At 66.1% G+C, this 20,877-nt stretch carries 17 protein-coding genes and 1 tRNA gene; all 18 read right to left on the bottom strand.

Annotated features, from left to right (window positions below):
• Nucleotides 1–2 precede the first annotated feature (2 nt).
• The 18 genes from rplW to tuf (EDC34_RS05615) all read right to left on the bottom strand — a co-directional run bounded on the left by rplW (nt 3) and on the right by tuf (EDC34_RS05615) (nt 20,850).
• A complete protein-coding gene (gene rplW, locus EDC34_RS05700; RefSeq protein WP_114959703.1) occupies nt 3–299 on the bottom strand; it encodes a 50S ribosomal protein L23 in 297 nt (98 codons plus the stop codon).
• Entirely contained in the window at nt 296–898 is a 603-nt protein-coding gene (gene rplD / locus EDC34_RS05695) for a 50S ribosomal protein L4 (RefSeq protein WP_114959704.1), read from the bottom strand. Before rplD ends, rplW begins: the two co-directional genes overlap by 4 nt.
• A gap of 2 nt (nt 899–900) precedes the next feature.
• The gene (gene rplC / locus EDC34_RS05690; RefSeq protein ID WP_114959705.1) at nt 901–1,557 is read right to left on the bottom strand and encodes a 50S ribosomal protein L3; all 657 of its coding nucleotides are present in this window, start codon (nt 1,555–1,557) and stop codon (nt 901–903) included.
• A gap of 11 nt (nt 1,558–1,568) precedes the next feature.
• The gene (rpsJ, locus tag EDC34_RS05685) at nt 1,569–1,880 is read right to left on the bottom strand and encodes a 30S ribosomal protein S10 (RefSeq protein ID WP_005408208.1); all 312 of its coding nucleotides are present in this window, start codon (nt 1,878–1,880) and stop codon (nt 1,569–1,571) included.
• A 449-nt stretch (nt 1,881–2,329) separates the two neighbouring features.
• Nucleotides 2,330–3,520: an elongation factor Tu gene (gene tuf / locus EDC34_RS05680; protein ID WP_114959706.1), complete on the bottom strand. Its 1,191-nt coding sequence runs from the start codon at nt 3,518–3,520 to the stop codon at nt 2,330–2,332.
• Nucleotides 3,521–3,613: 93 nt separating this feature from the next.
• Nucleotides 3,614–5,737 carry an elongation factor G gene (gene fusA / locus EDC34_RS05675; protein ID WP_114959707.1) on the bottom strand — a complete coding sequence of 708 codons (2,124 nt, stop codon included), beginning with the start codon at nt 5,735–5,737 and terminating at the stop codon, nt 3,614–3,616.
• A 131-nt stretch (nt 5,738–5,868) separates the two neighbouring features.
• Nucleotides 5,869–6,336 (bottom strand): 30S ribosomal protein S7, encoded by a 468-nt coding sequence (gene rpsG, locus EDC34_RS05670; protein ID WP_114959708.1) that lies wholly within the window; start codon nt 6,334–6,336, stop codon nt 5,869–5,871.
• Between the two features lie 88 nt (nt 6,337–6,424).
• Entirely contained in the window at nt 6,425–6,799 is a 375-nt protein-coding gene (rpsL, locus tag EDC34_RS05665) for a 30S ribosomal protein S12 (protein WP_114959709.1), read from the bottom strand.
• Between the two features lie 332 nt (nt 6,800–7,131).
• On the bottom strand, nt 7,132–11,349 hold the full coding sequence (gene rpoC, locus EDC34_RS05660; protein ID WP_114959710.1) for a DNA-directed RNA polymerase subunit beta': 4,218 nt from the start codon (nt 11,347–11,349) through the stop codon (nt 7,132–7,134).
• Nucleotides 11,350–11,420: 71 nt separating this feature from the next.
• Nucleotides 11,421–15,584 carry a DNA-directed RNA polymerase subunit beta gene (gene rpoB / locus EDC34_RS05655; protein ID WP_114959711.1) on the bottom strand — a complete coding sequence of 1,388 codons (4,164 nt, stop codon included), beginning with the start codon at nt 15,582–15,584 and terminating at the stop codon, nt 11,421–11,423.
• A gap of 233 nt (nt 15,585–15,817) precedes the next feature.
• Nucleotides 15,818–16,189: a 50S ribosomal protein L7/L12 gene (rplL, locus tag EDC34_RS05650; protein ID WP_114959712.1), complete on the bottom strand. Its 372-nt coding sequence runs from the start codon at nt 16,187–16,189 to the stop codon at nt 15,818–15,820.
• Between the two features lie 60 nt (nt 16,190–16,249).
• Nucleotides 16,250–16,786, bottom strand: coding sequence for a 50S ribosomal protein L10 (gene rplJ, locus EDC34_RS05645; RefSeq protein WP_114959713.1), 537 nt, complete (start codon nt 16,784–16,786; stop codon nt 16,250–16,252).
• Nucleotides 16,787–17,135: 349 nt separating this feature from the next.
• Entirely contained in the window at nt 17,136–17,834 is a 699-nt protein-coding gene (gene rplA / locus EDC34_RS05640) for a 50S ribosomal protein L1 (protein WP_114959714.1), read from the bottom strand.
• Nucleotides 17,835–17,838: 4 nt separating this feature from the next.
• The gene (gene rplK, locus EDC34_RS05635) at nt 17,839–18,267 is read right to left on the bottom strand and encodes a 50S ribosomal protein L11 (protein WP_114959715.1); all 429 of its coding nucleotides are present in this window, start codon (nt 18,265–18,267) and stop codon (nt 17,839–17,841) included.
• Between the two features lie 195 nt (nt 18,268–18,462).
• A complete protein-coding gene (gene nusG / locus EDC34_RS05630; protein WP_240311065.1) occupies nt 18,463–19,038 on the bottom strand; it encodes a transcription termination/antitermination protein NusG in 576 nt (191 codons plus the stop codon).
• 11 nt (nt 19,039–19,049) lie between these two features.
• The gene (secE, locus tag EDC34_RS05625; protein ID WP_114959717.1) at nt 19,050–19,430 is read right to left on the bottom strand and encodes a preprotein translocase subunit SecE; all 381 of its coding nucleotides are present in this window, start codon (nt 19,428–19,430) and stop codon (nt 19,050–19,052) included.
• A gap of 53 nt (nt 19,431–19,483) precedes the next feature.
• Nucleotides 19,484–19,559 (bottom strand) — tRNA-Trp (locus EDC34_RS05620).
• A gap of 100 nt (nt 19,560–19,659) precedes the next feature.
• The gene (gene tuf, locus EDC34_RS05615) at nt 19,660–20,850 is read right to left on the bottom strand and encodes an elongation factor Tu (protein ID WP_114959718.1); all 1,191 of its coding nucleotides are present in this window, start codon (nt 20,848–20,850) and stop codon (nt 19,660–19,662) included.
• Nucleotides 20,851–20,877 lie beyond the last annotated feature (27 nt).

Below are 20,877 nucleotides of genomic sequence, written 5' to 3'. Positions count from 1 at the left end.
CCTCAGGCCGAGACGGTCATGACGTCGATCGCCTGGCCTTCGGCCAGGGTGACGTACGCCTTGCGCCAGTCGCCGCGACGACCCTGGCGGAACTTGAAGGACTTGGTCTTGCCCTTCACGTTCACCACGTTCACCGCCTCGACCTTGACGTCGAAGATCTTCTCGACCGCGGCCTTCACGTCGGCCTTGGTCGCGGTCTTGGCGACCTCGAAGACGTATTGGTTGGAGACTTCCTGCAGGCGCGCGGTCTTCTCGGACACGCGCGGCGCACGGATCACTTCGTACAGATTGGCGCTCATGCCAGCCACTCCTCGATCTTCTTCACCGCATTGGTGGTGACCACCACGGTGTCGGCGCCGACCAGCGCGACCGGGTCCAGGCCCTGCACGTCACGCACCTGCACGTACGGCAGGTTGCGCGCGGACAGGTACAGGTTGTCGGTCGCTTCCTCGGTCACGATCAGCGGGCGCTTGCCCGCCTTCAGGTCGGCCAGCTTGGCGACCAAGCCCTTGGTCTTCGGTGCATCCACGTCGAAGGACTCGACCACGGTGATACGGCCCTGGCGATTCAGCTCGGACAGGATCGCGGCCATCGCGGCGCGGTACATCTTGCGGTTCACCTTCTGCGCGAAGCTGCGCGGCTTGGCCGCGAAGGTCACGCCGCCGCCGACGAAGATCGGGGCAGTCAGGGCGCCGTGACGGGCACCGCCACCCTTCTGCTTCTTCGACTTCTTGGTGGTGCCGTTGACTTCCGAACGGGTCTTCTGCGCCTTGGTGCCCGCGCGAGCCGCATTGCGGTAGGCAACCACGACCTGGTGCACGAGGTCCTCGTTGAACGCGCGATCGAACACCGCGTCGGACACGGCCAGCTTGCTACCGCCGTTGATATTCAGTTCCATGATCAGACTCCCTTGCTCGTCGGGCGCACGATCACGTCGCCACCCGGCGCACCGGGAACCGCGCCACGCACGGCGATCAGGCCACGCTCGGCGTCCACCTTCACCACCTGCAGACCCTGGGTGGTCTGGGTGACATGACCCATGTGGCCGGCCATCTTCTTGCCCGGGAACACGCGGCCCGGGGTCTGGCGCTGGCCGATCGAACCCGGCGCGCGATGCGACAGCGAGTTACCGTGCGTCGCGTCGCCCATGGTGAAGTTCCAGCGCTTGATCGTGCCCTGAAAGCCCTTGCCCTTGGTCACGCCCTGGACATCGACCTTCTGGCCGACCTCGAAGATGTCGGCCTTGATCTCGCCACCCACCTCGAAACCGCCGATCTGGTCGGCCTCCACGCGCAGCTCCCACAGCCCGCGCCCGGCCTCCACCTTGGCCTTGGCCAGGTGGCCGGCGACCGGCTTGGTGAGCAGGCTGGCGCGCTTGACGCCGGCGGTGACCTGCACGGCACTGTAGCCGTCGGTTTCCACGGTCTTGATCTGGGTAATGCGGTTCGGCGTGGCCTCGATCAGGGTCACCGGCACGGACTTGCCATCCTCGGTGAACATGCGGCTCATGCCGGCCTTGCGACCGACGATGCCGAGCGAATATTTCTTCGCGCTCATCCGTGGCCTCCTCAGGTCAACTTGATCTGGACGTCGACGCCCGCCGCGAGCTCGAGCTTCATCAGCGCGTCCACGGTCTTGTCGTTGGGGTCGACGATGTCGAGCACGCGCTTGTGCGTGCGGGTTTCATACTGGTCGCGCGCGTCCTTGTCGACGTGCGGCGACACCAGCACGGTATAGCGCTCGATCTTGGTCGGCAGCGGGATCGGGCCGCGCACTTGCGCGCCGGTCCGCTTGGCCGTCTCGACGATCTCGCTGGCCGAGCGATCGATCAGGCGGTGATCGAACGCCTTCAGCCGGATGCGAATCTTCTGGTCCGCCATGGGAGGAATGCCTCGTGTCTAAAGAGCGTCAGGCGTGACGGCGTCATGTGCGCCACGCCCCGTGAATACAACGGGTACCACTGCGTCCTGCCCGATCCACCAAGCGGCGGACCACCGTCCAGCCAGACGGGATTTCCATGAACGCGCCGAAAGGCCCCGCCGATATGCCCCGGACACTTCCGGGACGGACGAGGCCTTGCCACGCGACATCTCCCTGTCTGGCGAACACGAGGCGCATCCTGCACCTCATTTCGCTCCCCTCGGCAACTCACATCACGCGAGGGTCTTGCATTCTAACGGAGGAGCCCAGGGCTGCGCAAGCCCTGGTTCCACCTTTTCCATCGCACCCGCGTCCACCTGGAACCGGTGGGCCGGACACCCCGGATGACCCCGACATGCGCGGGTTGGCACCCGGACCCGCCGCGCGCCGAAGCGCGCGGGGCCTTGCATTACTTGAGGATCTTGGACACCACGCCGGCGCCGACGGTGCGGCCGCCCTCGCGGATCGCGAAGCGCAGGCCTTCGTCCATCGCCACCGGGTTGATCAGCGTCACCTTCATCTTCACGTTGTCGCCCGGCATCACCATCTCGACGCCTTCCGGCAGCTCCACCGCACCCGTGATGTCGGTCGTGCGGAAGTAGAACTGCGGGCGGTAACCCTTGAAGAACGGCGTGTGGCGGCCACCCTCGTCCTTCGACAGCACGTACACCTCCGCCTCGAACTCGGTGTGCGGGGTGATCGAACCCGGCTTGCACAGCACCTGGCCGCGCTCCACCTCGTCACGCTTGGTGCCGCGCAGCAGCAGACCCGCGTTGTCGCCCGCCTGGCCCTGGTCCAGCAGCTTGCGGAACATCTCCACGCCGGTCACGGTCGTCTTCTGGGTCGGACGAATGCCCACGATCTCGACTTCGTCGCCCACCTTGATCACGCCGCGCTCGATGCGCCCGGTCACCACGGTGCCGCGGCCCGAAATCGAGAACACGTCTTCCACCGGCATCAGGAACGGCTTGTCGATCGCGCGCTCCGGCTCCGGGATCCAAGTGTCCAGCGCGTCCACCAGCTTGATGATCGACGGCACGCCGATCTCCGACTGGTCGCCTTCCAGCGCCAGGCGCGCCGAACCCGCAATGATCGGGGTGTCATCGCCCGGGAAGTCGTACTTGCTCAGCAGCTCGCGGACTTCCATCTCCACCAGCTCCAGCAGCTCCTTGTCGTCCACCATGTCCGCCTTGTTCAGGTAGACCACGATGTACGGCACGCCCACCTGGCGCGACAGCAGAATGTGCTCGCGGGTCTGCGGCATCGGGCCGTCCGCCGCCGAGCACACCAGGATCGCGCCGTCCATCTGCGCCGCACCCGTGATCATGTTCTTCACGTAGTCGGCGTGGCCGGGGCAGTCCACGTGCGCGTAGTGGCGCGTCGGGCTCTCGTACTCCACGTGCGCGGTCGAGATCGTGATGCCGCGCGCCTTCTCTTCCGGCGCCGCGTCGATCGCGTCGTACGCCTTGAACTCACCGCCGAAACGCTCCGCGCCCACCTTCGTCAGCGCCGCCGTCAGCGTCGTCTTGCCGTGGTCCACGTGACCGATCGTACCCACGTTCACGTGGGGCTTGGTGCGCTCGAACTTACCCTTAGCCATGGTTTGAAACTCCAAAATTTTGGGATTGGAAATTGGGGATTCGTGCCCGGTCGCCGGAAGCGCGCTGCGGCTCCCGGCACCGGACGACGATCCTTACGACTTCTTGATGACCGCCTCGGCGATGTTGCTCGGCGCTTCCTCGTAGTGGTCGAACTCCATCGTGAAGGTCGCGCGACCCTGGGTCATCGAACGCAGCGCCGTGGCGTAGCCGAACATCTCGCCCAGCGGGATCATCGCGTTGATGATCTTGCCCGAGGGGCTGTCGTCCTGGCCCTGGAGCACGCCGCGACGGCGGCTCACGTCGCCCATCACGTCGCCCAGGTAGTCCTCCGGGCTGACGATCTCGACCTTCATGATCGGCTCCAGCAGGACCGGGTCGGCCTTGCGGAAGCCTTCCTTGAAGGCCATCGACGCGGCGAGCTTGAACGCCATTTCCGACGAGTCGACGTCGTGGTACGAGCCGAACACCAGCTTCACCTTGACGCCCACCACCGGATAGCCGGCCAGCGGGCCGCTGGTGATGGTTTCGCGAATGCCCTTCTCGACCGCCGGGATGAATTCCTTCGGAATCACGCCACCGGTGATCTCGTTGATGAACAGGAAGTCGTTCTTGACGTCCGGGTTCGCTCTGTCTTCGGCGGTCATCGGCGACAGCTCGATCACCACGTGGCCGTACTGGCCCTTACCGCCCGACTGCTTCGCGTGCTTGTAATCGCTCTTCACGTCGGACTTGCGGATGGTCTCGCGGTACGCCACCTGCGGCTTGCCGACGTTGGCCTCCACGCCGAACTCGCGCTTCATGCGGTCGACGATGATGTCCAGGTGCAGCTCACCCATGCCGGCGATGATGGTCTGGCCGGACTCCTCGTCGGTACGCACGCGGAAGCTGGGGTCTTCCTGCGCCAGGCGGCTCAGGGCGTTGCCCATCTTCTCCTGGTCCGACTTGGTCTTCGGTTCGACCGCCATCGAGATCACCGGCTCCGGGAAGCTCATGCGCTCGAGGACGATCGGGGCGTCGATGGCGCACAGGGTGTCGCCGGTCGTCACATCCTTCAGGCCCACCGCCGCCGCGATGTCGCCGGCCAGCACTTCCTTGATCTCGTCGCGCTGGTTGGAATGCATCTGCAGCAGGCGGCCGATGCGCTCCTTCTTGCCCTTGACCGAGTTCAGCACCTGGTCGCCAGCACTGAGCGTGCCGGAATAGACGCGGAAGAAGGTCAGCGACCCCACGAACGGGTCGGTCATGATCTTGAACGCCAGGGCCGAGAACGGCGCCTTGTCGCTGGACTCGCGGCGCAGCTCCTTGGTCTCGTCATCCACGTCCACGCCCTTCACCGGCGGCACGTCCACCGGCGACGGCAGCAGGTTGATCACGCCATCCAGCATGGCCTGCACGCCCTTGTTCTTGAACGCGGAGCCACAGAACATCGGCACGATCTCGGTCTTCAGGGTGCGCTCGCGCAGCCCCGCGATGATCTCGGCCTCGGACAGGTCGCCTTCCTCGAGGTACTTGTTCATCAGCTCCTCGGAGGCCTCGGCCGCCGACTCCACCATGAACGCGCGCTCTTCCTCGGCCTTCGCCTTCAGCTCGGCCGGAATGTCGCGGTACTCGAAGTTCAGCCCTTGCGAGGCGGCGTCCCAATGGATCGCCTTCATCTTCAGCAGGTCGATCACGCCCTCGAAGCTGTCCTCGGCGCCGATCGGCACCTGCATCGGCACCGGCACCGCGCCCAGGCGCGCCTTCAGCTGGTCGCGCACCTTGTAGAAGTTCGCGCCGGTGCGGTCCATCTTGTTGACGAACGCGATGCGCGGCACGTGGTACTTGTTGGCCTGGCGCCACACGGTCTCCGACTGCGGCTGCACGCCGCCGACCGCGCACAGCACGAACACCGCGCCGTCGAGCACGCGCAGCGAGCGCTCGACCTCGATGGTGAAGTCCACGTGCCCGGGGGTGTCGATGATGTTGAAGCGATGCTCGGGGAAGGTCTTGTCCATCCCCTTCCAGAACGCGGTGGTGGCGGCGGACTGGATCGTGATGCCACGCTCCTGCTCCTGCTCCATCCAGTCCATGGTGGCCGCGCCATCATGCACTTCGCCGATCTTGTGGCTCTTGCCGGTGTAGAACAGGATGCGCTCGGACGTGGTGGTCTTGCCGGCATCGATGTGGGCCATGATGCCGAAGTTGCGGTAACGCTCGATGGGAGTGGAACGGGCCACGGGAGCCTCTCAATGATTTCGGATTTCGGAATGACCGAAGGCCGCCTCGCGGCGGCATCCGGGATGTCGCGGCCCGTCCGGGGCCGCGGCGCGGAGCGACGGACACCGCCGCACCCGCAGTCCCGCCGGGATTACCAGCGGTAGTGGGCGAACGCCTTGTTGGCGTCGGCCATGCGGTGGGTTTCCTCGCGCTTCTTGATCGCACCGCCGCGGTTTTCGGAGGCATCGATCAACTCGCCGGCGAGCTTGCGCGGCATGCTGTTCTCGCCACGCTTGCGCGCAGACTCGATCAGCCAGCGCATCGCCAGCGCCATGCGGCGGGAAGCGCGCACTTCGACCGGCACCTGGTAGGTGGCACCGCCGACGCGGCGGGACTTCACCTCGACTGCCGGGGCGACGTTACCCAGCGCCTTCTCGACCAGTTCCAGCGCGTTCGGATTCTTCTCGCTGATGACATCCATCGCGCCGTACACGATTTTCTCGGCAACCGACTTCTTGCCGCTCTGCATCACCATGTTGATGAAGCGGGCGATGGTTTCGCTTCCGTGCTTCGGGTCCGGCAGCACGGAACGCTGCGGGGTATTGCCTTTACGGGACATGTTGCTTCTCTCGTGGGGCGGGCGCCAGCCCACCGTTATTCTGCGTGGATGAACCTGTCACCCGGATGACACCGGGCCGGCCCGCCTCTTACGACTTCGGACGCTTGGCGCCGTACTTCGAGCGCGCCTGCTTGCGCTTGGCGACGCCGGCGGCATCCAGCGAGCCGCGCACGGTGTGGTAGCGCACGCCCGGCAGGTCCTTGACGCGGCCGCCGCGGATCAGCACCACGCTGTGCTCCTGCAGGTTGTGGCCTTCGCCGCCGATGTACGAGATGACCTCGTAGCCGTTGGTCAGGCGCACCTTGGCCACCTTGCGCAGCGCCGAGTTCGGCTTCTTCGGGGTGGTGGTGTACACGCGGGTGCAAACGCCGCGACGCTGCGGGCAGTTCGCCAGCGCCGGGGAAGCGCTCTTGTAGGTTTCCGGGCTGCGCGGCTTGCGCACGAGCTGGTTGATCGTTGCCATTTCGGGGCTCAATTGGCGGGCACGGGGCCCTGATGGAGACAAATGCAGCCGGATGCTTGCGCAAGCCGGCCGGCCAAAACAAAAAGCACGGCTAGCGCAGGACCTTGCGGTCAAACGCAGCCATGTCGAAAAACCACGCCCGCCGCACAGGCGGCAGGCCGTGATTGATCTGCGATCCCGTCCGTCCTGGACCCAACACGAGGCGCGTCCTGCGACCTCATTTGGTGATCTGGATGGCGCAAGGCCATCAAAAGCCGCGAAAGCATACACGCTAGCCGGGCTCGGCGCAAGCCCTGCCCGGGGGGTTCCCGGGCAGGGTGCGGGGGGCCGGCTTACTCGCCAGCCGCCTCGTCCGCGGGAGCACCCGCCTCGACGGCCTCCGCCGCCGGTTCGCCCGCCAGCGTCGCCATCTCGGCCTCGGTCAACCCGGAGGCCTGCTTGCGGCGCTGGCTGTGGTAGGCCAGGCCGGTACCGGCCGGGATCAGGCGGCCGACGATCACGTTCTCCTTCAGGCCGCGCAGGGTGTCGCGGGTACCGCGCACCGCCGCCTCGGTGAGGACGCGGGTGGTTTCCTGGAACGAGGCCGAGGAAATGAACGACTCGGTCGCCAGCGAGGCCTTGGTGATCCCCAGCAGCACCGGCTCGAACTTCGCCGGGATCTCGCCCTTGCGCGACAGCCGCTCGTTCTCCTCGATCGCGCGCTGGCGCTCGACCTGCTCGCCCACCAGGAAACGGCTGTCGCCGGCATCGGTGATCTCGACCTTGCGCAGCATCTGGCGAATGATGACCTCGATGTGCTTGTCGTTGATCTTCACGCCCTGCAGGCGGTAGACGTCCTGGATCTCCTTGACCAGGTACGCGGCCAGCTCCTCGACGCCCTTCAGGCGCAGGATGTCCTGCGGGCTCGGCTCGCCGTCCACCACGGTCTCGCCCTTCTCCACGTGCTCGCCTTCGAACACGATGATCTGGCGGTACTTCGGAATCAGCTCTTCGTGCTCGGTGCCATCGGCATTCTTGATGATGAGCCGCTGCTTGCCCTTGGTTTCCTTGCCGAAGCTGACCACGCCGGAAATCTCGGCCAGGATCGCCGGATCTTTCGGCTTGCGCGCCTCGAACAGGTCGGCCACGCGCGGCAGACCGCCGGTGATGTCGCGGGTCTTGGATGCCTCCTGCGGGATCTTGGCGACCACGTCGCCCACGCCGACCGGCGCGCCGTCCTGCAGGTTGACGACCGAGCGCGGCGGCAGCATGTACTGCGCCGGCAGGTCGGTGCCCGGGATGGTGAGGTCCTTGCCGTCCTTGTCCACGATCCGTACCAGCGGTCGCAGGTCCTTGCCCTGGCTACCGCGACGCTTGGGATCGGTGATCTCGCGCGATGCCAAGCCGGTGAGTTCGTCAACCTTCTCGATGACGGTGACGCCATCGACGAAATCGACGAAGCGGATGAAGCCCGCCACTTCCGACACGATCGGGTGGTTGTGCGGATCCCAGTTGGCGACGGTCTGGCCGGCCTTGACCTCGCCGCCGTCCTGCACCTGCAGGGTGGCGCCATAGGGCAGCTTGTAACGCTCGCGCTCGCGGCCGTGGTTGTCCAGCACCGACAGCTCGCCCGAGCGCGAGACCGCCACCAGGTGGCCTTCCGCGTGCTTGACGAACTTGAGGTTGTTGAACTTGATCGAACCGGTGGTCTTCACCGTCACGTTGTCGATCGCCGCCGCACGCGACGCCGCACCACCGATGTGGAAGGTACGCATCGTCAGCTGCGTGCCCGGCTCGCCGATCGACTGCGCGGCGACCACGCCGACCGCTTCGCCGTGGTTCACCAGGTGGCCGCGGCCGAGATCACGCCCGTAGCAGTGCGCACACACGCCGAACGGCGCCTCGCAGGTGATGGTGCTGCGCACCTTGATCACCTGTACGCCGGCATCCTCGAGCTTCTGCGCCCACTGCTCGTCGATCAGGGTGTTGCGGGTGATGAACGGATCCTCGTCGTTGCCCGGCAGGAACACGTCCTCGGCCACGATCCGGCCCAGCACGCGGTCCTTCAGCGGCTCGACCACGTCGCCGCCTTCCACGATCGGGGTCAGGGTCAGGCCATTGAGCGTGCCGCAGTCGGTCTCGGTGATCACCACGTCCTGGGCCACGTCGACCAGGCGGCGGGTCAGGTAGCCGGAGTTCGCGGTCTTCAGCGCGGTGTCCGCCAGGCCCTTGCGCGCGCCGTGGGTCGAGATGAAGTACTGCTGGACGTTCAGGCCCTCGCGGAAGTTCGAGGTGATCGGCGTCTCGATGATCGAGCCATCGGGCTTCGCCATCAGGCCGCGCATGCCGGCCAGCTGGCGGATCTGCGCCTGCGAACCACGCGCGCCGGAGTCGGCCATGATGTAGATCGAGTTCATCGACTTCTGGTCGATGATCTCGCCCTTGGCATTGACCACCTTCTCGGTGCCGATGGTGTCCATCATCGCCTTGGCGACGCGCTCGTTGGTGCGCGACCAGATGTCCACGACCTTGTTGTAGCGCTCGCCGGCGGTGACCAGGCCCGACTGGTACTGCTGCTGGATCTCCAGCACCTCGGCCTCGGCTTCCTCCAGGATCGCCTTCTTCTCGGCGGGGATGGTCATGTCGTCGATGCCGATCGACACGCCCGCGCGGGTGGCGAACGCGAACCCGGTGTACATCAGCTTGTCGGCGAACACCACGGTGTCCTTGAGGCCGAGCATGCGGTAGCAGCTGTTGATCAGGCGGCTGATGTTCTTCTTGGTCAGCTCCAGGTTGACCAGCGCGAACGGCAGGCCTTCCGGCAGGATCTCGCGCAGCAGCGCGCGCCCGACCGTGGTGTCCACGATCGAAGTCTGCTGGCTGCGGCTGCCGTCCTCGGCCAGCACGGTCTCGGTGATGCGCACCTTGCACTTGGCGTGCAGCTCAACCACGCGGTTGTCGTAGGCGCGCTTCACTTCGGCGATGTTGGCAAACACCATGCCTTCGCCCGCCTTGTTCTCCAGCGCGCGGGTCATGTAGTACAGGCCGAGCACCACGTCCTGCGACGGCACGATGATCGGCTCGCCGTTGGCCGGCGACAGGATGTTGTTGGACGCCATCATCAGCGCGCGCGCTTCCAGCTGTGCTTCCAGCGACAGCGGCACGTGCACGGCCATCTGGTCACCGTCGAAGTCGGCGTTGAACGCGGTGCAGACCAGCGGGTGCAGCTGGATCGCCTTGCCTTCGATCAGCACCGGCTCGAACGCCTGGATGCCGAGGCGGTGCAGGGTCGGGGCGCGGTTCAGCAGCACCGGGTGCTCGCGGATGACCTCCTCGAGGATGTCCCACACCTCGGCTTCCTCGCGCTCGACCAGCTTCTTCGCCGCCTTGATGGTGGAAGCAAGGCCGCGCGCCTGCAGCTTGGCGAAGATGAAGGGCTTGAACAGCTCCAGCGCCATCTTCTTCGGCAGGCCGCACTGGTGCAGCTTGAGGTACGGACCGACCACGATCACCGAACGGCCGGAGTAGTCCACGCGCTTGCCGAGCAGGTTCTGGCGGAAGCGGCCCTGCTTGCCCTTGATCATGTCGGCCAGCGACTTCAACGGGCGCTTGTTGGTGCCGGTGATGGCGCGGCCGCGGCGGCCGTTGTCCATCAGCGCATCCACCGCCTCCTGCAGCATGCGCTTCTCGTTGCGCACGATGATGTCGGGCGCGTTCAGCTCCAGCAGGCGGCGCAGGCGGTTGTTGCGGTTGATGACGCGACGGTACAGGTCGTTCAGGTCGGAGGTCGCGAAGCGGCCGCCGTCCAGCGGCACCAGCGGGCGCAGGTCCGGCGGCAGCACCGGCAGCACGGTCATGACCATCCACTCCGGGCGGTTGCCGGACTCGATGAAGGCTTCGATCAGCTTGATCCGCTTGGTCAGGCGCTTGAGCTTGGTCTCGCTGTTGGTGGAGGCGATCTCCTCCTTCAGCTGCACCATCTCGCTCTGCAGGTCGATGGTGCGCAGCAGGTCATAGACCGCCTCCGCGCCCATCGCCGCGTCGAAGTCGTCGCCATGCTCCTGGCGCGCCTTCATGTACTCCTCTTCATTGAGGAGCGTGCCGCGTTCGAGCGGGGTAAGGCCCGGCTCGGTCACCACGTACGCCTCGAAGTAGAGGATGCGTTCGATGTCGCGCAGGGTCATGTCCAGCATCAGGCCGATGCGCGAGGGCAGCGACTTCAGGAACCAGATGTGCGCGACCGGCGAGGCCAGGTCGATGTGGCCCATGCGCTCACGGCGCACCTTGGCCAGGGTCACCTCGGTGCCGCACTTCTCGCAGACCACGCCGCGGTGCTTCATGCGCTTGTACTTGCCGCACAGGCACTCGTAGTCCTTGATCGGACCGAAGATGGCAGCGCAGAACAGGCCGTCGCGCTCCGGCTTGAAGGTGCGGTAATTGATGGTCTCGGGCTTCTTCACCTCGCCGTACGACCACGAGCGGATCAGGTCCGGGCTGGCCAGCGCGATCTTGATCGCGTCGAAGTCGAGCGTCTGGCGCTGCTGGTTGAAGAGGTTCAGCAAATCTTTCATTGGGATTCTCCGGGTCGGGGGCAATGGGTCCTGCGGGGCGGCGCGGCCTCAGGGCCGCGCCGTCGCGAAACTCAGTGCTCCTCGAGTTCCATGTTGATGGCCAGGCTGCGGATTTCCTTCACCAGCACGTTGAAGGACTCCGGCATGCCGGCGACCATCTCGTGCGCGCCATCGACGATGTTCTTGTACATCTGGTTGCGGCCCTGCACGTCGTCGGACTTCACCGTCAGCATCTCCTGCAGGGTGTAGGCCGCGCCGTAGGCTTCCAGCGCCCAGACTTCCATCTCGCCGAAGCGCTGGCCGCCGAACTGCGCCTTGCCGCCCAGCGGCTGCTGGGTGACCAGCGAGTACGGGCCGGTCGAGCGCGCGTGCATCTTGTCGTCGACCAGGTGGTTCAGCTTCAGCATGTGCATGTAGCCGACCGTGGTCTTGCGGTCGAACGCCTCGCCGGTGCGGCCGTCGTACAGCTGGACCTGTCCCGACTCCGGCAGGTCGGCAAGCTTCAGCATTGCCTTGATTTCGGCTTCGGTGGCGCCATCGAACACCGGCGTGGCCATGGGCACGCCGTCGGTCAGGTTCTTCGCCATCGCCAGCAGCTCCTCGTCGCTGAACTGCGACAGGTCCACCCGCTCGACGTGGGTCTTGCGGTCGTGGTTGTAGATCTCGTCGAGGAACTTGCGCAGCTCGGCGACCTTGGCCTGCGCCTCCAGCATGCGCTGGATCTTCTGGCCCAGCCCCTTGGCCGCCAGGCCCAGGTGCACTTCCAGCACCTGGCCGATGTTCATACGGCTCGGCACGCCCAGCGGGTTCAGCACGATGTCCACGGTCTGGCCATCGGCCATGTACGGCATGTCCTCGACCGGCACGATCTTGGACACCACGCCCTTGTTGCCGTGGCGGCCGGCCATCTTGTCGCCCGGCTGGATCCGGCGCTTCACCGCCAGGAACACCTTCACCATCTTCAGCACGCCCGGGGCGAGGTCATCGCCCTGCATGATCTTGGCACGCTTGTCGGCGAAACGCTTGTCGAACTCCTTCTGGTGCGCCTCGAGCTGCTTGGCGGCGCGCTCGATGGCATCCGCCGCGTCGTCGTCCTTCATCCGCAGCTGCAGCCAGTCGGACTTCTTCAGCCCGTCCAGCACCAGCGACGACACGGTATCGCCCTTCTTCACGCCCGGGCCGCCGTTGGCGACCTTGCCCAGCAGCTGCTCGCGCAGGCGGGCGTAGATGGCGTTCTCGAGGATGCGGTACTGGTCGTCGAAGTCCTTCTTGACGCGGCGGATCTCGTTTTCCTCGATCTGGCGCGCGCGCTTGTCCTTCTCGATGCCGTCGCGGGTGAACACCTGCACGTCGATCACCACGCCATCCATGCCCGGGGGCACGCGCAGCGAGCTGTCCTTCACGTCCGAGGCCTTCTCGCCGAAGATCGCGCGCAGCAGCTTCTCCTCGGGGGTCAGCTGGCTCTCGCCCTTCGGCGTGACCTTGCCGACCAGGATGTCACCAGCGCGCACCTCGGCGCCGATGTACACCACGCCGGACTCGTCGAGGCGCGACAGCGCCTGCTCGGAGACGTTCGGGATGTCGGCCGAGATCTCCTCCGGCCCCAGCTTGGTGTCGCGGGCCTGGACGGTCAGCTCCTCGATGTGGATCGTGGTGTAGCGATCCTCCTCGACCACGCGCTCGGAGAGCAGGATCGAGTCCTCGAAGTTGTAGCCGTTCCACGGCATGAACGCGACCAGCATGTTCTGGCCCAGCGCGAGTTCGCCGATGTCGGTGGACGGCCCGTCGGCCAGCACGTCGCCGCGCTCGACCCGGTCACCCACGTTCACCAGCGGGCGCTGGTTGATGCAGGTGTTCTGGTTGCTGCGGGTGTACTTGACCAGCGAATAGATGTCCACGCCGGCATCGGTCTCGCCCGAGATCTCGGCTTCGTCCACCTTGACCACGATGCGCGCCGCGTCGATCTGCTCGACCACGCCGCCGCGGCGGGCGTTCACGGTCACGCCCGAGTCGCGCGCCACCGCGCGCTCGATGCCGGTGCCGACCAGCGGCTTCTGCGCGCGCAGGGTCGGGACGGCCTGGCGCTGCATGTTGGCGCCCATCAGCGCGCGGTTGGCGTCGTCGTGCTCCAGGAACGGCACCAGCGCCGCCGCCACCGACACCGTCTGCATCGGCGAGACGTCCATGTAATGGATTTCGCTCGGCGGCTTCAGCAGGTTTTCGCCCTGGAAGCGGCAGGCCACGAACTGCGCGGTGATGTTGCCGTGCTCGTCGCGCGGCGCGTTGGCCTGCGCGATGACGTACTCGTTCTCCTCGATCGCCGACAGGTACTCGACCTCGTCGGTGACGCGGCCGTCCACCACCTTGCGGTACGGGGTCTCCAGGAACCCGTACTTGTTGGTGCGGGCGAACACCGCCAGCGAGTTGATCAGGCCGATGTTCGGGCCTTCCGGGGTCTCGATGGTGCACACGCGGCCGTAGTGGGTCGGATGCACGTCGCGCACTTCGAAACCGGCGCGCTCGCGGGTCAGGCCGCCCGGGCCCAGCGCCGAGACGCGGCGCTTGTGGGTGACCTCCGACAGCGGGTTGTTCTGGTCCATGAACTGCGACAGCTGCGAGGAGCCGAAGAACTCCTTCATCGCCGCGGCCACCGGCTTGGCGTTGATCAGCTCCTGCGGGGTCAGGCCCTCGGACTCGGCCATCGACAGCCGCTCCTTGACCGCGCGTTCCACGCGCACCAGGCCGACGCGGAAGGTGTTCTCGGCCATCTCGCCGACGCTGCGCACGCGGCGGTTGCCGAGATGGTCGATGTCGTCCACCACGCCGCGGCCGTTGCGGATCTCGCACAGCACGCGGATCACGTCGAGGATGTCGGAGCCGACGCCGCCGGTCATCTCGCGCAGGCGCACGGACTCTTCGTCCTTGCGGTCGGCGAAGTACTTGGCGTCGAACAGCACCGGCGCGCCGGTGACTTCCTTGCGGCCCAGGCGGCGGTTGAACTTCATCCGGCCCACGGCCGACAGGTCGTAGCGCTCGAAGGTGAAGAACAGGTTGTGGAACAGGTTCTGCGCGGCGTCCTTGGTCGGCGGCTCGCCCGGACGCATCATGCGGTAGATCTCGACCAGCGCCTCCAGCTGGGTCTTGGTCGGATCGATGCGCAGGGTGTTCGACAGGTACGGGCCACGGTCGAGGTCGTTCACCCACAGGGTGCCCACGCTGGCGATGCCGGCCTTGCGCAGCTTCTCCAGGATGTCCAGGGTGATCTCGTCGTTGGCGCTGGCCAGCAGCTCGCCGGTCTTCGGATCAACCACGTCATGCGCCAGGATGCGCCCGGCGATGTAGTCGTCCGGCACCGCCAGCGCGGACACGCCGGCCGCCTCGAGCTGCTTGATGTGGCGCGCGGTGATGCGCTTGCCGGCCTCGACGATCACCTTGTCGCCATCGGCGAGGTCGAAGTCGAGGGTCTCGCCGCGCAGGCGCTCGGGCACCAGCTCCAGCTGCACGCCTTCCGCCTCGATGTGGAAGGTGTTGATGTCGAAGAATTCGGCCAGCATCTCCTCGTTGGAGTAGCCCAGCGCGCGCAGCAGCACGGTCACCGGCAGCTTGCGGCGACGATCGATGCGGGTGAAGAGCGCGTCCTTCGGATCGAACTCGAAGTCCAGCCAAGAGCCGCGGTAGGGAATCACGCGCGCGGAGAACAGCAGCTTGCCCGAGCTATGGGTCTTGCCGCGATCGTGGTCGAAGAACACGCCGGGCGAACGGTGCAGCTGGGAGACGATGACGCGCTCGGTGCCATTGACGATGAAGGTGCCGTTGTCGGTCATGAGCGGGATCTCGCCCATGTAGACCTCCTGCTCCTTCACGTACTTGATCGCCTTGGTGGACGACTCGCGGTCGTAGATGACCAGGCGCACGGTGACCCGCAGCGGCGCGCCGTAGGACAGGCCGCGGGTGCGGCACTCGCGCTCGTCGAAGGCCGGCTCGCCCAGCTTGTAGCCGACGTACTCCAGCGCGGCATTGCCGCTGTAGCTCACGATCGGGAACACCGACTTCAGCGCGGCGTGCAGGCCCTTGTCCTCGCGCTTGGAGGGCTCGACGTTCTCCTGCAGGAACTCGCGATAGGAGTCCAGCTGGATGGCGAGCAGGTAGGGGACCTCAAGGATAGAGCGGCGCTTGCCGAAATCCTTGCGGACGCGCTTTTTCTCGGTGAACGAATACTGCTTGGCGGTAGTCATGTCGCGTGCGCCTCGTCATGTTCGGCCGCGGTTGCGCGGCCGGCGGGGAAATACAGGAACTGACAGTGGGAAGTCGCTGGTATTGCCGGCACCAGCACGCCCTCTCCCGCTACTTCCGACTGTCAACTCGGTGGCTCTGGAACAACGGTTTCCACAACGGCCAAAGGCCGGGGGCTTCCGCCCCCAGCCTTTGGTGGTCGCCAGCATGTGCAGCCCGGCGACGCAACGAAGGATTACTTGATTTCGACGGTCGCGCCGGCGGCCTCGAGGTCCTTCTTCATCTTCTCGGCGTCTTCCTTCGACACGCCTTCCTTCACGGTGCCGCCGGCCTCGGTGAGGTCCTTGGCTTCCTTCAGGCCCAGGCCGGTGATGGCGCGGACGGCCTTGATCACTTCGACCTTCTTCTCGCCAGCGGACTTCAGGATGACGTTGAACTCGGTCTGCTCTTCGGCGGCGGCGGCAGCCGGGCCGGCGGCAGCAACCGCCATCACCGGGGCGGCGGCGGAGACGCCGAACTTCTCTTCGATGGCCTTCACCAGCTCCATCACTTCCATCAGCGACTTGGCGGCGATGGCGTCGACGATCTGCTCGTTGGTCAGGGACATTGCGATTACCTCTGGATATGTTTCGTTTGAATGGGGAACGTTGTCAGGATCGGACGCGCATCAGGCCGGTTCGGCCTGCGCCTCGGCTTCCGCCGGGGCTGCATCGCCACCGCCCTGCTTGTCGGCGACGGCCTTGACCGCGCGGGCGAACATCGCCGCCGGCTCGGCCAGCACGCGGGCCAGCATGGCAAGGGCCTGGTCGCGGGTCGGCAGGGACGCCAGGACCTCGACGTGGCTGGCCGGGTACTGCTGGCCACCGACGACGACGACCTTGGGCTGCAGCTTGTCGTTGCCCTTGGCGAACTCCTTGATCAGGCGCCCGGCGGCGCCGGGTTCCTCGGTCGAGAACGCGTACAGCAGCGGACCCACGAGGGAATCCTTCGCCACTTCGTACTCGGTGCCGGTGACGGCGCGCGCGGCCAGCGTGTTCTTCACGACCTTCAGGAACACGCCCGTCTCGCGGGCCTTCTTGCGCATCGCGGTCATCTGCTCGACCGTGGTGCCGGCGTACTCGGCCGCGACCAGGGAGTGCGCCGTCGCGGCGACTTGCGCCACCTGTGCGACAACATCCTGTTTCTGGGACAGATTGAGAGCCATAGTCACTCCTCGATTGAACGCCGCCCGCGGCTCCTGCCGCTGGCGGTCCTGGGCGATGCCGGTCCGTGGCATCGGGGATGCAGGGCATCCCGGCGGTGGCCATCCAGAGCTGTCTTGGTCCAAAACATTCCAGAAGGGCATCACCATCTACGCAGGCCCTCCCTCGCGGGAGTGGATTAAGCGACCCCGCCTTCGGCAACGGCGATTCCATGCCGTGTGAGCATCCTTGCCCGTCGTTGCCACGCGCGGACCGCACCTGCGGTCTTTGACGGCTTCCGCCGCGACGGATCGCGGCGGGGCCTTCAAAATTTCGAAGCACCGCGCCGCCGGGGCGGCGCGGCTTGCAGCATTACTTCAGGCTCAGCGAGGCCTGGTCCACGGTGACGCCGGGGCCCATGGTGGAGCTGAGCGAGATCTTCTGCAGGTAGGTTCCCTTCGAGGTCGCCGGCTTGGCCTTGATCAGGTCCAGCAGCAGCGCCTGCAGGTTGCCCTTCAGCGCCTCGTTCTCAAAGTTCGCCTTGCCGATGGTGCAGTGGATGATGCCGGCCTTGTCGGTGCGGTAGCGCACCTGGCCCGCCTTGGCGTTCTTCACCGCCTCGGCCGGATTCGGCGACACGGTGCCGACCTTCGGGTTCGGCATCAGGCCACGCGGGCCCAGCACCTGGCCAAGCTTGCCGACCACGCGCATCGCGTCCGGGGTCGCAATCACAACGTCGTAATTGAGATCACCGGCGATCATCTTCTCCGCCAGGTCATCCATGCCAACGACGTCGGCACCAGCGGCCAGGGCCTCGTCGGCCTTGGCGCCCGCCGGGCAGAACACGGCCACGCGGACCGACTTGCCGGTACCGGCCGGCAGCACGGTGGAACCGCGCACCTGCTGGTCGGACTTCTTGGCATCCACACCAAGACGCACGGCCACGTCGACGGCCTCGACGAACTTGGCCTTGCTGTGTTCCTTGATGATCTTCAGGGCCTCATCGATTGCATAGGCCTTGCCGGGGACGGTCGCAGCCCGGATCGCCTTCTGTCGCTTGCTCAGTGCCATCGCCTTAACCCTCCACCACCAGACCCATGGAACGGGCCGAGCCCGCAATCGTGCGCACCGCCGCATCAAGGTCGGCCGCGGTCAGGTCGGGCTCCTTCGCCTTGGCGATGTCCTCGAGCTGCTTGCGGGTGACCTTGCCCACCTTCTCGGTGTTCGGGCGCTTGGAGCCGGAGGTGATGCCGGCCGCCTTCTTCAGCAGCACCGTGGCCGGCGTGCTCTTGGTCACGAAGGTGAAGGTGCGGTCGGAATAGGCCGTGATGATGACCGGGGTCGGCAGACCCGGCTCGAGCTTGGAGGTCGCGGCGTTGAACGCCTTGCAGAACTCCATGATGTTCAGGCCGCGCTGGCCCAGCGCGGGGCCGACCGGCGGACTCGGGTTGGCCTGCCCGGCCTTGACCTGCAGCTTGATGTAGCCGACTACTTTCTTTGCCATTTTCGGAAGTCTCCGGGTGCAAACGCCTGGCGTGCAGGCTCCCCATCGGACCGGGAACGATCACTTGACCACCGCGCGTCCCGGCATCGCGCGGCGAAATTCCAGTCGCAGCAACGGCCGCACGCGGCGGCCGGTTGCAGCTGCTCCTCGAAGGGAGCCGACAATGATAGCAGAACTACCGCGACGGCGTCCAGATCAGGCCTTTTCGACCTGTCCAAACTCCAGCTCGACGGGGGTGGAACGGCCGAAAATCAGCACTGCCACCCGCAGGCGGCTCTTCTCGTAATTGATCTCTTCGACCACGCCATTGAAGTCGTTGAACGGGCCATCCACCACCCGCACCATCTGGCCCGGCTCGAACAGGACCTTCGGCTTCGGCTTCTCGACGCCATCCTGCACGCGCTGGAGGATGGCATCGGCCTCCTCGTCGCGGATCGGCAGCGGGCGGTCGGCGGTGCCGCCGATGAACCCCATCACCTTCGGCGTTTCCTTGACCAGATGCCAGGACTCGTTGTCCATGCGCGGGATGCCATCCTCGACATGGGTGGCGATCTGCACCAGTACGTAGCCCGGGAAGAACTTGCGCTCGGAACGGCGCTTCTGGCCGGCGCGCATCTCCACCACTTCCTCGGTGGGCACCAGCACCTCGCCAAAGCGATCCTGCATGCCCATCCGCGCGATGCGGTCGCGCAGGGCCTGCGCCACCGACTTCTCGAAGCCGGAATAGGCGTGCACCACGTACCAGCGCTTTTGGACTTCGGTATTGCTCACGGCATTCTCCATCAGGAACCAAGCAGCGTCTTGACGCCGAGCTGGATGATCCAGTCGAAGGCCGCCAGGATCAGGCTGATGGCGATGACCGCGATCACCACGATCCACATCGTCCGGGTCGCCTCCTGGCGGGTCGGCCAGACTACCTTGCGCAGCTCGAAGCGGGACTCGGACAGGAACTCGCGCGCGCGCGCGCCCGCCCCGGTCAGGAGGAACACCCACACGCCCAGCCCCAAGCCCGCCACCACGGCCAGCACCCGCGCCACGCCCGGCAACGCACCATCGAACCAGTAATAGACGAACACGCCCGCCGCCACCAGCAACGCGGCCAGCACGTACTTGACGATGTCCGCGGAGCCTGCGGACGGACGGGGCAGCGAATTGCTGGTCAAGGCGCGACTCTCTCTGGGCTTACTGACCCGGAACGCACGCGCGCTCCGGGAGGTGGCACGCCAGGAGGGACTCGAACCCCCAACCTGCGGTTTTGGAGACCGCTGCTCTGCCAATTGAGCTACTGGCGTATCGAAACTGCACTGTTCCCGAAAAAGGCAACGGCGGCTTGCGCCGCCTGCCTCCACCCCAGCCCGTTTCCGCAGGCGGAAACGGGGGAAACGCAGGGGCTTACTTGATGATCTTGGACACCACGCCGGCGCCGACGGTGCGGCCGCCCTCGCGGATCGCGAAGCGCAGGCCTTCGTCCATCGCCACCGGGTTGATCAGCGTCACCTTCATCTTCACGTTGTCGCCCGGCATCACCATCTCGACGCCTTCCGGCAGCTCCACCGCACCCGTGATGTCGGTCGTGCGGAAGTAGAACTGCGGGCGGTAACCCTTGAAGAACGGCGTGTGGCGGCCACCCTCGTCCTTCGACAGCACGTACACCTCCGCCTCGAACTCGGTGTGCGGGGTGATCGAACCCGGCTTGCACAGCACCTGGCCGCGCTCCACCTCGTCACGCTTGGTGCCGCGCAGCAGCAGACCCGCGTTGTCGCCCGCCTGGCCCTGGTCCAGCAGCTTGCGGAACATCTCCACGCCGGTCACGGTCGTCTTCTGGGTCGGACGAATGCCCACGATCTCGACTTCGTCGCCCACCTTGATCACGCCGCGCTCGATGCGCCCGGTCACCACGGTGCCGCGGCCCGAAATCGAGAACACGTCTTCCACCGGCATCAGGAACGGCTTGTCGATCGCGCGCTCCGGCTCCGGGATCCAAGTGTCCAGCGCGTCCACCAGCTTGATGATCGACGGCACGCCGATCTCCGACTGGTCGCCTTCCAGCGCCAGGCGCGCCGAACCCGCAATGATCGGGGTGTCATCGCCCGGGAAGTCGTACTTGCTCAGCAGCTCGCGGACTTCCATCTCCACCAGCTCCAGCAGCTCCTTGTCGTCCACCATGTCCGCCTTGTTCAGGTAGACCACGATGTACGGCACGCCCACCTGGCGCGACAGCAGAATGTGCTCGCGGGTCTGCGGCATCGGGCCGTCCGCCGCCGAGCACACCAGGATCGCGCCGTCCATCTGCGCCGCACCCGTGATCATGTTCTTCACGTAGTCGGCGTGGCCGGGGCAGTCCACGTGCGCGTAGTGGCGCGTCGGGCTCTCGTACTCCACGTGCGCGGTCGAGATCGTGATGCCGCGCGCCTTCTCTTCCGGCGCCGCGTCGATCGCGTCGTACGCCTTGAACTCACCGCCGAAACGCTCCGCGCCCACCTTCGTCAGCGCCGCCGTCAGCGTCGTCTTGCCGTGGTCCACGTGACCGATCGTACCCACGTTCACGTGGGGCTTGGTGCGCTCGAACTTACCCTTTGCCATGGCTGCGTCTCGTTGGGTTTGCCTGCC

The sequence above is a fragment of the Thermomonas haemolytica genome, assembly GCF_004346265.1.
Lineage (GTDB): Bacteria > Pseudomonadota > Gammaproteobacteria > Xanthomonadales > Xanthomonadaceae > Thermomonas > Thermomonas haemolytica.
Note: the sequence above shows the minus strand (reverse complement) of the source record. Positions and strands in the feature narration are given on the sequence as shown.